Raw genomic sequence first — 13,220 nt, 5'->3', positions numbered from 1 at the left:
TAATTATTGTTTTGATTTTTCTTCATTAAATAAATCAATCTTTTTTAACCATTTTGTTTTTCTATCTAACAAGAAAATATCTAACAGTAAAAACACGATAGCAATGGCTAAAAACCATTGAAATTGATCTTTATAATCTGAAAACTGTTTCGTTTCGAATTCACTTTTTTGTGCGTTGGCAATAATTTCTGAAATCTGTTTTACAGGATTTTCAGTAACATTACCATCAATATACCTACCATTGGCAACATCTGCAATATCTGCTAACACATCTGGCTGACGTTTTGTAATTACAGTTTCGCCTTTTCTGTCTTTTTTATAACCAATCATAGAGCCATTTAAGCGCATAGGAATTGGCCCTCCTTTTTCTGTACCAACACCAACTGTATATACTTTTACACCTTCATTAGACAAATTTTGTGCCATTTGTTTGGTTTCTTCTTGATGGTCTTCACCATCTGAAATAATGATTAAAAAACGGTTGGTTTGTTCATCATTATTATAATACGTTTTTGCCAATTCAAGGGCTTCATTTATGGCTGTACCTTGACTAGAAACCATATCTGGATTGGCGTTTTGCAAAAACATATTAGCGGCTGCATGATCTGTAGTAATTGGTAAAAGCGGATATGAATTACCTGCGTAAATGATAACACCTACCCTATCTGAACCTAGTTTATCAATAATTTTAGAGATGATTTGTTTCGCCTTTTCTAATCTGTTTGGTGCAATGTCTTCAGCCAACATACTTTTAGAAACATCTAAAGCAAAAACCACATCTACACCTTCTCTTTTAACCGTTTTTAGTTTAGAGCCCATTTTTGGGTTTACCAAAGCAATTACTAAAAAAGTGATTCCTAAAATTAGCATAATCAACTTTAACGTATTTTTAAACGTTGATGTATTGGGTGCTATTTTCTTTAATAATTCTGGATTTGAAAATTTACGTTGTGTTCTTTTTTTCCACCATAAAATCAATAGAAAAAAAACAATCAATATTGGAATGATTGCTAATAGATAAAAATAAGTTGGTTCTTCTAATTTGTACATTTCTATTTTTAGTTTAAAAGTTGAAAAGTAAAAACGTTATAAAGTAACTTTATAACTTTTGAACTTTCTTACTTTAAGAACTTATTTTAAATAAAACTCTTAAACACTGTATTTCTTAACAAAAACTCTAATAGTAATAAACCAAGGGCTAAAAACACCAAATCTCTATACATTTCTTGGTAATTGTAATATTTAAACTCTTCAATTTTTGTTTTTTCTAGTTTATCAATTTCATCATATATTTTAGCCAATTTATCGTTGTTTGTGGCTCTAAAATACTTTCCATTGGTTTCTGAAGCTATTTCTTTTAAGAGTGCTTCGTCAATTTCTACTTGTTGTTTTCTAAACTGTAATTGGCCTGTTCTTGGATCTTTTGCCCATGGAAAATCTGCCATTCCGTTTGTTCCAATTCCGATTGTATATACTTTTATACCCAATTCTTTAGCCAACTCAGTAGCCGTTCTTGGGTCTATATTTCCAGAATTGTTAACACCATCTGTTAACAAAATAATTACTTTACTTTTTGCTTTACTTTCTTTTAATCGATTTACGCCAGAACCCAAGCCCATTCCTATAGCTGTACCACCTTCTAATTGTCCCCATTGTAAACCTTCAATAGTTCTTTTTACAATAGATTTATCGCTTGTAATAGGTGTTTGCGTAAAACTTTCTCCTGCATATACCACGATTCCAATTCTATCATTAGGACGTTTATTTACAAAAGTAACTGCCACTTTTTTTAAGGCTTCTAACCTATTTGGTTTTAAATCTCTAGCCAACATACTTGCAGAAACATCAATTGCCATTACAATATCTATCCCCTTATTTGATTTTGTTTTTTTACTTACGGAAACATTTCTAGGTCTTGCTAAAGCAAAAATTATGGCAGCTAAGGCTAATAATCTTAAAACGTATAAAATTGGTTTTAATTTGGCTACTAAAGAGGTGTTTACTTGAAACCCTTTTATACTTGGTACCGTTAAAATTGCAGCATCTTTTTTGCGGACAATGAAATACCAAACTGCTAATAACGGAATGAGTATTAGCAACCACAAAAATTCTGGATTTAAAAGCTCGAAATTACTCCAATTCTTCATCCTTAATTACGGGTTTAGGTTTTAAATTATGCACAACTTGCTCTGCATCTTTTCTATCCTCTTCAATTTCTGATGCCAATGGTTTTGATTTTGCAAACTTCACCAAATCTGCTTCTTGAAACAAGTCTCTTAGTTTTTTAATGTTTTCTTGGGTGGTGTTAATGGTATTGGCTTCATAGAAATCGTTTAAAGTTTCTATAATTTCATCGGATGTTTTTTCTAAAGCTGGCACTTTCAATTCACGCTCTATGTAGGCACGAATAATATCTGTCAACTCACTATAATACTGTTTTACTTTGTTGTTTTGCCACAATAGTTTTTCGTCTAACTCATGTAATTTATGCATCGCTTCGTCATAAGGAGCCAAAGCAACATAAGTTGGTTTTTCTTCTTCTTCTTTTTTCTTTCGGATAACAAACCAATAAATCCAAAAACCAATAATTAATAAGGCAGCAATTAATAAATAAATATAAAGCACAAAATCATCAAAAACATAAGGTTCTTTTTTGATTGATTTAATTGGATATTTTTTAATTTTTGTAGTATCAATTGGTACTGTGGCTACATTTATTAAAATTGAATCTGTAAGATAAGCTTGATTTCTTATAAAAACTTGCTGCTGTGGAATGTAAAATGAACCACTATCAAAACCTGTAATTTTATACTTTTGAATAAGCATATAATTTATGGTATCAATTTTAGAAGAATCTACAACTTCTAAGCCTTTCAATTCTAATTTTGGTAAAATTACCTTGTCAACATCTTTTACTGTAATTTTATAGCTAAACTGCTCACCTATTCTGATATTCGAAGTTTCTACTTGTGCTTTTACAATTTTGTCTTGAGAAAAAGCAAAAGAAACACAAAAAATAATAAAAAGAAAGCTTATCTCTCTAACGCTATTTCCAAAGGAAAGAAAGCGTTTCGCTTGTGCTTCCTTATCACTTTTAGAAGGTTTGATATGTATGGTACTTTTTTTCAACTTTTTAAATTTTCCTTAATTTTTCGTCTACAACTCTTTCCCTTAATGCTGAAATAGGATAGGTTTTTATCTACCTTTATGTTTAAAATATCCTAACAGTTTTTTTACATAACTTTCGTCTACTCTTGTATTTATTGTACCTGCACCACTTCTTAAAAACGTATTGATATAATAATCTGTTAATCGTAAAGCATTTGCTTTATAATTTCTTCTTGTAGTTTTAGAAGCTGTATTTACCAATTGAACATTACCTGTTTCTGCATCTAACATAGGTACCATTCCTAAATTAGGGATTTCCTCATCGTGTTTATCGTAAACTCGAATGCCTGTTAAATCGTGTTTGCTTCCTGCTATTTTTGCACTTTTTTCATAATCATCATCCATAAAATCGGATAACATAAACACAATTGCTCGCTTTTTTAAAACGCTCGACAAAAACTTTAAAGCAACATCAATATTTGTTTTTGTACTTTTTGGTTTAAACTCTATTAACTCTCTAATAATTCTCAATACATGACTCTTTCCTTTTTTGGGAGGAATAAAAAGTTCAATATCATCAGAAAATAAAATCAAACCAACTTTGTCGTTATTTTGAGTGGCAGAAAAAGCTAAAGTTGCTGCAATTTCGGTAACTGTATCTTTTTTAAATTGATTGGTAGTTCCAAAAAGTTCAGATCCTGAAACATCTACCATTAACATCATGGTTAATTCGCGTTCTTCTTCAAAAACTTTAACATAAGGTTCGTTGTAACGTGCTGTAACATTCCAATCAATTCCTCTTACATCATCTCCAAATTGATATTGGCGCACTTCAGAAAATGTCATACCACGTCCTTTAAAAGATGAATGGTATTCTCCTCCAAAAATATCATTAGACAAGCGCTTTGTCTTAATTTCTATTTTACGAACTTTTTTTAGTATTTCTTTGGTATCCATATTTTAAGCTGTTGGCTTTTTGCTTTTCGCTGTTGGCTAATTGCTAAATGCTAAGAGCTAATTTTAAGGTACTTCTACTTCGTTGATGATTAAGTTAATGATATCTACAGAAGTTACATTTTCAGCTTCGGCTTCGTAAGTAATACCAATTCTATGACGTAAAACATCGGTTACTACCGCTCTTACATCTTCTGGAATTACATAACCTCTTCTTTTAATAAATGCATAACATTTTGCTGCCTTTGCCAAGTTGATACTTCCCCTTGGTGAAGCTCCAAAACTAATTAAGTCTTTTAAATCTGGTAAGTTGTATTTTTCTGGATAACGTGTTGCAAAAATGATGTCTAAAATATATTTTTCGATTTTCTCGTCCATATATACTTCATTAACAACCTCTCTTGCTCTTATAATTTCATCAACTTTTATTACCGGATTTACCTTTGTAAAACCACCTGACAAGTTTTGACGCATTATAATTTGCTCATCTAATAATTTAGGATAATCAATAACCACTTTTAGCATAAAACGATCTACCTGTGCTTCTGGCAAAGGATATGTACCTTCTTGTTCTACAGGGTTTTGAGTTGCCATTACTAAAAATGGTTCATCTAATTTAAAGGTAGTATCACCAATGGTTATTTGACGTTCTTGCATGGCCTCTAACAAAGCCGATTGTACTTTTGCTGGTGCTCTGTTAATTTCATCTGCTAAAACAAAATTTGCAAAAATTGGTCCTTTTTTAATTTCAAAGCTATTTTGCTGCATGTTGTAAATCATGGTTCCAACAACATCTGCAGGTAATAAATCTGGTGTAAATTGCACTCTACTAAAAGAACCCTGTACTGCTTTTGATAATGTGTTAATTGCTAAGGTTTTTGCTAAACCTGGCACACCCTCTAATAAGATATGGCCATTACCTAACAAACCAATTAACAAACTTTCAATCATTTGTTTTTGGCCTACAATTACTTTATTCATTTCTAAAGTAAGAATATCTATAAAGGCACTTTCTCTCTCTATTTTTTCGTTAATAGCTCTAACATCTACGTCCATTGTTTATAACAATTAATTATTAAATTTTGTGAAACAAAGCTACAATTTTAACAAAATTAATCTGTTAAAACAAGGTTAAAGATGATTAGTATTTTAGCGCTACTGCTAACTTAGTTGAAGTTCTTTAATTGTATGTTAGAATTTGCGAATTCTCCATAAGTAAAATGACTTACCCAATCTCCAAGATTAATATACCTACTATTATTGTTCAATTGAATATCTAATGGTAAATGCCTATGGCCAAAAACAAAAAAATCGTAATGATTGGCTTCTAGTTTTCGTTTGCAGTATTGCACCAACCACTCTTTTTCGTTTCCTAAAAACTTAACATCATCATCACCTGAAATCATTTTGTTTCTATGAGACATATACAAGCCTAATTTTATGCCTATATCTGGGTGTAACCATCGAAACATCCATTGAAATAGTGGAAAAGTAAATACTTTTTTTAGGCGTTTAAAACCTTTATCATGAGGCCCTAAACCATCTCCATGACCAATAAAAACCTTTTTTTTGTTGATGATAAAAACTTGTGGTTTATGATAAACAGGTATGTTTAGTTCTTTTTCAAAGTAATCATTCATCCATAAATCGTGATTGCCCACAAAGAAATAAATTGGGATTCCTGAGTCTTTAATTTCTGCTAATTTTCCTAAAACTCTTACAAATCCTTTAGGAACTACTGTTTTATACTCGAACCAAAAATCGAATAAATCACCTACTAAAAAAATAGCTGCAGCGTCTTTTTTTACTTCATTTAACCAAGCTAGAAACTTTTTTTCTCTTACAAAACTTTCGTTTGCAGTTGGTGCTCCCAAATGTTGGTCTGAAGCAAAATAAACTTTTTGGTCTTTAGATGTGGTTATTTCTATCATCTTTGCAAAGAAACGCTATTCCTTTTTACTTTCCAACTCTAATACTTTTTGCAACATTTTATCATCTTGATGAATGATTCTGTAAAAACCAACATCGCCAAAAAGTACATTGGCAATAGATGCATATAAGTATTTTTTTAGGCTTTTTTTAGTTTTGAAAGATGGTTTTGCACGGTCTTTTATTTTGGCTAAATAGCGATCAAATACAATTTCATCTTTATCAAACTCTTTAATAAAAGTATCTACTGTCCAACTTGAAAGTTTTGTTCTGTTATTATCTACATAATCAAAAGCAAAATTATTTATGGTATTAAAATAAAAGTTAGACATATAAGATGTAGTATCAATTGCAACAAAAACATCTGGAATAATACCACCACCTCCATACACAATTTTACCTTTTGGTGTTTTAAATTTTAAAGAATCGATTACTTTAATACTGTCTTTACTTAACAACTCGCCACTAGCTAATCTATTTTGATAATCTTTCCTGTAGTTTTTATCACCATTTTTACTGTATGGTTTTTGAATGGAGCGTCCTGTAGGTGTAAAATATCTTGCAGTAGTTAAACGCACTGCAGAACCATCACCTAAATCCATTTCTATTTGTACCAAGCCTTTTCCAAAAGAGCGCCTACCAATAATGGTACCTTTGTCATTATCTTGTAAAGCACCTGCCACAATTTCTGAAGCAGAGGCAGAATTTTCATCAATTAAAACATATAAACCACCTTTTTCGAACGCACCAATTTCTGTTGCTTCGTACTCCTCGATTTCGTCTTTATTATTTTTGGTGAATACCATTAATTTATCATCTTCTAAAAACTCATCGATAATTCTGGTGGCAATATCAATAAAACCACCTCCATTTCCTCGTAAATCGATAACCAAATCTGTCATTCCACTATCTATTAAAGTAGTTAAAGACGATTTAAATTCGCGATAGGTATTTCTTGCAAAACGATCTAATTTTATATACCCTAAAGAATCGTTAATCATATAAGCAAGGTCTACACTTTTAATATTTACTTTTCCACGAGTAATGGCTACATTAAATAAAGAATCGTTACTTTTTCTATACACTTGAAGGTTTACTTTTGTTTTTGGCTTGCCTTTTAAATATTTTGGTACTGTACCGCTTCTAAATTTTTTACCATACAAGGTATCTTTATTTGCCATTAAAATACGGTCACCAGCTTTGATACCTGCTTTAATACTTGGCCCACCTTTTATTGGTTGTACAACAGTAATGGAATCTTTTATCATTCTAAACTGCACACCAATCCCTACAAAATTACCTTGCATGTTCTCGATATTGGCTTGCTGATTTTCTTTAGGAATATAAACCGAATGCGGATCTAGTTTACCCAACATTTGCGTGATGGCACCATCTAATAAATCGTCTGTATTAACATCATCTACATAATCTTGTTCTATAAAATTGATGAGTCTTTTTATTTTTTGCTCTTGAGAAGGGTTTTTGGTAAATGATGTTAAGCCATTAGAATTTCCGCCAAAAAAAACACCAATTAAAATGCCTAAAATTACAGCTATTGCAAAATATATGGGTAAATTATTTTTATTCATAAGGTAAATTCTTAATTTCTACACCTGCTTTTTCTAAAAATTCGATTCCTGATAAATCTCGATATGCTTTTGCATACACCACTCTTTTGATTCCTGCTTGATGAATAAGTTTGCTACATTGCGTACAAGGCGATAAGGTAATGTATAAAGTTGCTCCTTTTGCAGATTGTGTAGATGAGGCCACTTTTAAAATTGCATTGGCTTCTGCATGTAAAACTTCCCATTTTGTTTTACCGTCTTCATCTTCGCAACAATTATCAAAACCAGATGGTGTGCCATTAAAACCATCAGAAATAATCATGCGTTCTTTTACGATTAAAGCGCCAACTTGTTTGCGCTTGCAATGCGATAGTTTGCCCCATTCTCTTGCCATTTTTAAATAGGCTATATCGTACTTTAATTGCTTTTTTTCTGTCATCAACAACGAAAATAAAAAGATTTGCAGAATAAAAACTCTTAATATAGAATTTTTAACCTAAAAATTAACGATTAGAAGGTATTGATAAAATGTTTAAACATTTTGAAATGATAAGATATTAAAACTAGTTCAATATAGACTTGTACTGCATATAATAGCTTAAAAGATTTTATCAAAACAATTCAAAAACAAAATTATATCAACTTGCTGACCAAGTTCAAGTCTACCAAAATACTCTTTCTACCATCATTTGAATAGCAAAACCAATAACGATGGATGACAAAACCAAAATCCAATCTCTTTTAGAAACTTTTAGGTGATTTTGCACCAAAGCCCCAATAAATAAAATACCAATTACAATAATTATTTGGGCAACTTCAATACCTAAGGCAAATTCTATTAATGGAAAGAGTTTACTTTCTTCTTTACCAATCATCATTTTAAAATAATTTGAAAAGCCCAAACCGTGAATTAAGCCAAAAAACAGCGCAAAAACTAAGTTGATATTATCTTTTTTTGTAGATCTTTTACTAGAATTATAGATGTTTACAACACCTGTAATAAAAATGGTAAGTGGTATTAAAAATTCGATAATGTCTACTCTAATTTTTAAAACTTCGAAGGCTGATAATGCCAATGTTAGTGAGTGCCCTAAAGTAAACAAAGTAACCAGCCATAATACTTTTTTTACTTCGTAGAAACTAAAAACTACGGCTAAAACGATTAAAAATAAAATATGGTCATAGGCTGTAAAATCTAGTACATGATTTAAACCCATTTTGAAATACAGAATAAAATCGTCCATTTAATGTCTTGGTTTATAAATGTATCAAATATATTTAAATGATTTTGAAGATAAAAATTGTAATCTGTAATTTTTAAATTTAAAATTACATTAAGTGACTTACAAATTATAACCAATACTAAACAGCAAGATTCTTGGTAAAATAAAGGTTTTAGTATCTGAAATTAAAAAATCTGAAAAGCTGTTACTTTGTTTAAATTGTGCATTCAACAAATTTTGAGCAGTAATTTTATAAGACCAAGCAGAATTTTCTTTTTTATAAGATAACGTTGCATTGGCAATTTCATAAGTATTTTTTTGCCCTAAGGTTTTATTTTGATAATCACTCTTTGTATAATCGAAATTAAAGATGAAATCTTCTAAAAAGTTATAATCTATATTGATGAATGGCTGAGTGGTTACAAATTTGGAAGTATTTGTACTAGCTGTAAAATTACCAATATCTTGTTTAAAACCTATTTCGATGGTTGGAAATTTATCAAACAGCGTTTCTAAAGCTACTTCATAATTGTAATTATTATTGGTATTCATTTGAATTGTATTATTCAGTTCTTGAATGTATTTAGAGTTGTTAAAACCAACATCGAACTTGTATTTGAGGTTTTTTATCGTTTTTTCTAAATGGATATTTCCACGCCAATCTTCTGATGGGTTATCGAATATTTTTACGGTTAAAAATTGATTGATATCATTAAAATCTACTGTATTTCTAATTCCTCTTATTTTCTTGTTGTAATTTAAATTGGCAAAAAGCATTAAACCTCTATACAAACTAAATCTGCTGTAATAAATTCTTGCTGCGTGAAAAAGGTTATTTTCTATATTTTCATTTCCTTTAAAAACGGAATTATACGACTGTAAATAAAAACGATTGGCAAATTTACTAGCATCAGAAAAAGAGGTTTTTAAATTATAATTTATGGTGATTTTTTTAGATTTATTAAATTCTATCTTGGCTAAAAAATCTGGTAAAACTACCCATTTATTTTTATCAACTGTAGGGCTTTGGTTGGTTTGCCAAGCATAATTATGTGCAACAAAACCTTGTTTTAGGGTAAAAATTCCTGTTCTGAATTTGTAATGTGCACCTAAAAACAAATCATTTAACTGAAAGTTTACATCATTTCCAAATCCGCCATTGACGAAATTAATAACAGAACCATCTTCTAAAAGTTGTGTATCTTCTGTAAAAAAATCTTCTTGCAAAAACTTGTTTCCTAAGGTTGTATAAATGTGATTGCTGTTGTTGATTTCCCAAAAGTGTTTGAAAATACCATCAAAATTATGTTCTTGAGTATTTTTTAATTGATTGATTCGTAAAAGCGTCTGACTGTTATCTGCAGGAATTAAACCTTGTAAAATTGGGTCTTGTGTTTTCCAAAAAGCCCTTTTATCACTTTTATTAAACGTGTAGTTCACTACTGATGAAAAGGTATTTTTGTCATTTTGTCTTTTGTGCCATTCTATATTTTGGTTGATGTAGGTTGCTGTTAAATCTCGATCTGTAGTTATGGTATTTGTATTGTTGTTGATAATACTAGTAAGACTTTGATTATTGCTATTATTGGTTCTTTTTACTTGTGTTCTTGCATAGAATTTCGATTTGGAATCTGGCGTATATTCTAAATTTAGGTTTCCAATTCCTAGTAAATTATCGAAATTCGTTTTGCGAGTTCTATCTTCTGTAAAGGCTGTATATTCGTTTTGATTTTCTACTAAACTTGCTGTTTTAGAATTTGAGAAGATTGCATATCCTGAAACATCAAACTGCTCTGTGGCTACTTTTGTAATGTTTAACGCGCCAAATTTTTGCTTACTAGAGAGTACATCATTACTCTCCATAAATTGTGCAAAATCTCCCCTATTCCAATTAAAGTTGCCACTAAAAACAGCGTTTACACCACCAGAAAAACTCATATAATCTCGAAACGTAAATGTTTTCTCGTTAATATTATTCAAGTTTCCTATAAAGTTAACATTGGTTTTTGGGGAATAATAAAACAAATTGGCACTGGTTTTATAGAAATCTTTATTGCCTTTACCTGCCTCAATATCTCCAAAAACAAAACGTTTTTTATCTTCTTTTAGGTTGATGTTCATTGCCATTTCATCAGAATCTGTTAAACCCTTTAGAAAAGCAACTTCATTATAATTATCAATAACTTCCACATTACCAACTGCATCTGCAGGAATATTTTCTACAGCTAGTTTAGAATTGCCTCCAAAAAACTTTTTGCCATCTACCAACATTTTGGTTACTTTTTTGCCTTGCACAGTAACTCCGCCATTTTTATCAACTTCAACTCCAGGCAATTTTTTTAATACATTTTTAAGTTTACGTTCAGAGCCATCAATAAATTTACTGGTTTTGTATGTAGTTGTGTCTCCTCTAACAGTTACTGGCATTTCTATGACTACTTCATCTAATTGCTCTGAAGATTGTTGTAAAATAAAATCTTTTTTGATTGATTTTAATGCGATAAATTCATACTCTAAAGGTTTATAACCCAAATAGGAAATACTAATGGTTATGGTATCTCCTTTTTGTAAGATTAGTTTGTAATACCCTTCATTATCTGTTATGGCAAACTGTAAGTTTTTAGAAACGTCTTTGGGTTTTGCAATTACGTTTGCATAAGATAATGGGTTTTGTACACTGTCTTTTACGGTGCCAGATAGCGATACAGTTTGAGTAAAACTTACATAAGTAAAAAACAAAAGTATTAGGGCTAGGGTCTTTTTTTTCATTGATAATTTTATTGTTTTCCCATTCTACTTTCAATTAACATATTCATATGTTCTCTAAATTTTTTTTCGCTTATTTTTTCGCCTTCTGTAGGCTTTTTGATAATTATTTTCCCTTTAGGGTTTAATTCAATTTTTGAAGCACTTAGAGTTCTACCACCTGCCATTTCAACCCTAATAACCAAACCTGGTAAGCCATTAAAATCTAAAGGACCAAAAGGAACAGGTAATTCTGGTGTAAACCAAACTACAGGTTTCATCTTTGTATTAGTAGATTCTATATCTATTGCCTTAAAGCATAAATATTTACCAATTTTCTTTGTTTCTTGCGTAATTTTCCATTTTTTATCATTCTTTTCAATCAATAAGTTATCTCTTCTATATTCTTGAAGATATTCTTTGGTTTTAATATTCTTATATACTTTATTGTTGTTACCTGCTGTAATTCTATTAATATTTAATTTGAACCTGCCATCTTATTTCATTTTTTGTTCTGCGTAATAAATTGATTCGCCATTAATAAACTCCAAATATGCATTAACATTGGGAGCATTTTTTAAAAGGTCGCGAATTGTTTTATTTACTTTTACATTTTTAAACTCACTCTTCTTAGATATTGAATCTATCATTTTATCTGAAATAGGAATTATCGAAACAACATAAGTGACTTTACCACTTAATTGTTGTGTAAAAATGATTGTTGAACTAAGTAAGAGCATCCAAGAAAGAAAAAATTTCATAGCTATTTTATTGATGGTTTATACTTTTAGAACGAAAATAATTTATGATAGTTTCGAAAGATAATAATCATTAACAAGCTGATATAGTTTTCATAATCATTTATGTAAAAACCTAAATTTTTCTTATTTAACATAACCATTAAATAAAATGGGGAAACTCTAAAATTCCCCCATTAATTTAATTTTTTAGATATTTTCCAAATTGTTCTTCTGCTTTTTTTCTGACAATTTTTTTAAATTCATTTTCTGTCAAAACTATTCCTTTATCAAAAGGTTTAATAAAATTACTTTTTTTAACACCTTTTTTTATAGTTATTTCTTTAACTTTTAGAATTATTTTACCATTGTCCAACTCTAAAATTAATCCAGGTAAACCAAAATAAAGGGAAGGTCCAAAAAAACTAGGTAATTCAGGACAAAACCAAGCAATAACTTCTTTTTTACTATTTCTTTTAGAATTAGAGTCTAAAAAAATTGCCTTGTAACATTTAAAATTATTAATGAATTTAAATTCGCTTAAGATTTCCCATTTTTTTACATTCATTTTCACGACAAAATCCTCACCTCCAAAATGTTTTTTGTTGAGGAAGATAGAATCTTTTTTATTAATGTAAAACTTTCCCTTAGTACCCCCAATTGAACCCGCCAAAGCTTTAATCCTATCATTAGAATTCTCCATTTTAAACTTGTTTGGTTCAAACATAGAAGTATGATTCAAAATTGACAGTTTATAAGAAACCTCCTTAGAATACTTGTTTAACAGAATATTTAAATTATTAATTTGATTCTTATATTCTCTTGTTTTAGTTGTATCAAGTTTAGAATTAAAGATTTTGGCATATGTGATTGTAAAGAGAGTGTTCTCTTGAGACATTAAACTTTTAGAGCTTAAAATTAAAATTAGGAATAGCAACAAAGAATTTTTCATATCT

General features: G+C 29.9%; 13 protein-coding genes. All 13 read right to left on the bottom strand.

From position 1 onward, the window contains the following. Positions 1-3: 3 nt before the first annotated feature. Positions 4-1,050: a vWA domain-containing protein gene (locus tag ACTG3V_RS00760; RefSeq protein WP_439130204.1), complete on the bottom strand. Its 1,047-nt coding sequence runs from the start codon at positions 1,048-1,050 to the stop codon at positions 4-6. Positions 1,051-1,136: 86 nt separating this feature from the next. Further along, positions 1,137-2,147 carry a vWA domain-containing protein gene (locus tag ACTG3V_RS00755; protein WP_439130203.1) on the bottom strand — a complete coding sequence of 337 codons (1,011 nt, stop codon included), beginning with the start codon at positions 2,145-2,147 and terminating at the stop codon, positions 1,137-1,139. Continuing rightward, on the bottom strand, positions 2,131-3,129 hold the full coding sequence (locus ACTG3V_RS00750; RefSeq protein ID WP_439130202.1) for a hypothetical protein: 999 nt from the start codon (positions 3,127-3,129) through the stop codon (positions 2,131-2,133). Before ACTG3V_RS00750 ends, ACTG3V_RS00755 begins: the two co-directional genes overlap by 17 nt. 66 nt (positions 3,130-3,195) lie before the next feature. Continuing rightward, positions 3,196-4,065, bottom strand: a complete 870-nt coding sequence (locus tag ACTG3V_RS00745; RefSeq protein WP_439130201.1) for a DUF58 domain-containing protein — start codon at positions 4,063-4,065, stop codon at positions 3,196-3,198. A 63-nt stretch (positions 4,066-4,128) separates the two neighbouring features. Continuing rightward, on the bottom strand, positions 4,129-5,118 hold the full coding sequence (locus ACTG3V_RS00740) for an AAA family ATPase (protein ID WP_439130200.1): 990 nt from the start codon (positions 5,116-5,118) through the stop codon (positions 4,129-4,131). A 110-nt stretch (positions 5,119-5,228) separates the two neighbouring features. Next, positions 5,229-5,993 carry a UDP-2,3-diacylglucosamine diphosphatase gene (locus tag ACTG3V_RS00735; RefSeq protein WP_439130199.1) on the bottom strand — a complete coding sequence of 255 codons (765 nt, stop codon included), beginning with the start codon at positions 5,991-5,993 and terminating at the stop codon, positions 5,229-5,231. A gap of 15 nt (positions 5,994-6,008) precedes the next feature. Continuing rightward, complete coding sequence (locus ACTG3V_RS00730) at positions 6,009-7,580, bottom strand: S41 family peptidase (protein ID WP_439130198.1); 1,572 nt, start codon at positions 7,578-7,580, stop codon at positions 6,009-6,011. Next, on the bottom strand, positions 7,573-7,998 hold the full coding sequence (locus ACTG3V_RS00725; protein ID WP_439130197.1) for a deoxycytidylate deaminase: 426 nt from the start codon (positions 7,996-7,998) through the stop codon (positions 7,573-7,575). Before ACTG3V_RS00725 ends, ACTG3V_RS00730 begins: the two co-directional genes overlap by 8 nt. A 223-nt stretch (positions 7,999-8,221) precedes the next feature. Beyond that, complete coding sequence (locus ACTG3V_RS00720; protein ID WP_439130196.1) at positions 8,222-8,803, bottom strand: HupE/UreJ family protein; 582 nt, start codon at positions 8,801-8,803, stop codon at positions 8,222-8,224. 99 nt (positions 8,804-8,902) lie between these two features. Beyond that, on the bottom strand, positions 8,903-11,551 hold the full coding sequence (locus ACTG3V_RS00715) for a carboxypeptidase-like regulatory domain-containing protein (protein WP_439130195.1): 2,649 nt from the start codon (positions 11,549-11,551) through the stop codon (positions 8,903-8,905). Positions 11,552-11,559: 8 nt separating this feature from the next. Next, positions 11,560-11,994, bottom strand: coding sequence for a GLPGLI family protein (locus ACTG3V_RS00710; RefSeq protein ID WP_439130232.1), 435 nt, complete (start codon positions 11,992-11,994; stop codon positions 11,560-11,562). 30 nt (positions 11,995-12,024) lie between these two features. Next, on the bottom strand, positions 12,025-12,288 hold the full coding sequence (locus tag ACTG3V_RS00705) for a hypothetical protein (RefSeq protein WP_439130194.1): 264 nt from the start codon (positions 12,286-12,288) through the stop codon (positions 12,025-12,027). A gap of 178 nt (positions 12,289-12,466) precedes the next feature. Beyond that, complete coding sequence (locus tag ACTG3V_RS00700) at positions 12,467-13,216, bottom strand: GLPGLI family protein (RefSeq protein WP_439130193.1); 750 nt, start codon at positions 13,214-13,216, stop codon at positions 12,467-12,469. Between the last annotated feature and the right edge of the window lie 4 nt (positions 13,217-13,220).

Source organism: Polaribacter sp. (assembly GCF_965660385.1).
In the GTDB taxonomy this organism is placed as follows: Bacteria; Bacteroidota; Bacteroidia; order Flavobacteriales; family Flavobacteriaceae; genus Polaribacter.
Note: the sequence above shows the minus strand (reverse complement) of the source record. Positions and strands in the feature narration are given on the sequence as shown.

What these genes read in the sequence shown, in the direction of transcription:
- ACTG3V_RS00760 (WP_439130204.1), bottom strand. Translation starts at nt 1,050, where the DNA reads ATGTACAAATTAGAAGAACCAACTTATTTTTATCTATTAGCAATCATT.
- ACTG3V_RS00730 (WP_439130198.1), bottom strand. Translation starts at nt 7,580, where the DNA reads ATGAATAAAAATAATTTACCCATATATTTTGCAATAGCTGTAATTTTA.
- ACTG3V_RS00735 (WP_439130199.1), bottom strand. Translation starts at nt 5,993, where the DNA reads ATGATAGAAATAACCACATCTAAAGACCAAAAAGTTTATTTTGCTTCA.
- ACTG3V_RS00745 (WP_439130201.1), bottom strand. Translation starts at nt 4,065, where the DNA reads ATGGATACCAAAGAAATACTAAAAAAAGTTCGTAAAATAGAAATTAAG.
- ACTG3V_RS00705 (WP_439130194.1), bottom strand. Translation starts at nt 12,288, where the DNA reads ATGAAATTTTTTCTTTCTTGGATGCTCTTACTTAGTTCAACAATCATT.
- ACTG3V_RS00700 (WP_439130193.1), bottom strand. Translation starts at nt 13,216, where the DNA reads ATGAAAAATTCTTTGTTGCTATTCCTAATTTTAATTTTAAGCTCTAAA.
- ACTG3V_RS00720 (WP_439130196.1), bottom strand. Translation starts at nt 8,803, where the DNA reads ATGGACGATTTTATTCTGTATTTCAAAATGGGTTTAAATCATGTACTA.
- ACTG3V_RS00755 (WP_439130203.1), bottom strand. Translation starts at nt 2,147, where the DNA reads ATGAAGAATTGGAGTAATTTCGAGCTTTTAAATCCAGAATTTTTGTGG.
- ACTG3V_RS00740 (WP_439130200.1), bottom strand. Translation starts at nt 5,118, where the DNA reads ATGGACGTAGATGTTAGAGCTATTAACGAAAAAATAGAGAGAGAAAGT.
- ACTG3V_RS00725 (WP_439130197.1), bottom strand. Translation starts at nt 7,998, where the DNA reads ATGACAGAAAAAAAGCAATTAAAGTACGATATAGCCTATTTAAAAATG.
- ACTG3V_RS00715 (WP_439130195.1), bottom strand. Translation starts at nt 11,551, where the DNA reads ATGAAAAAAAAGACCCTAGCCCTAATACTTTTGTTTTTTACTTATGTA.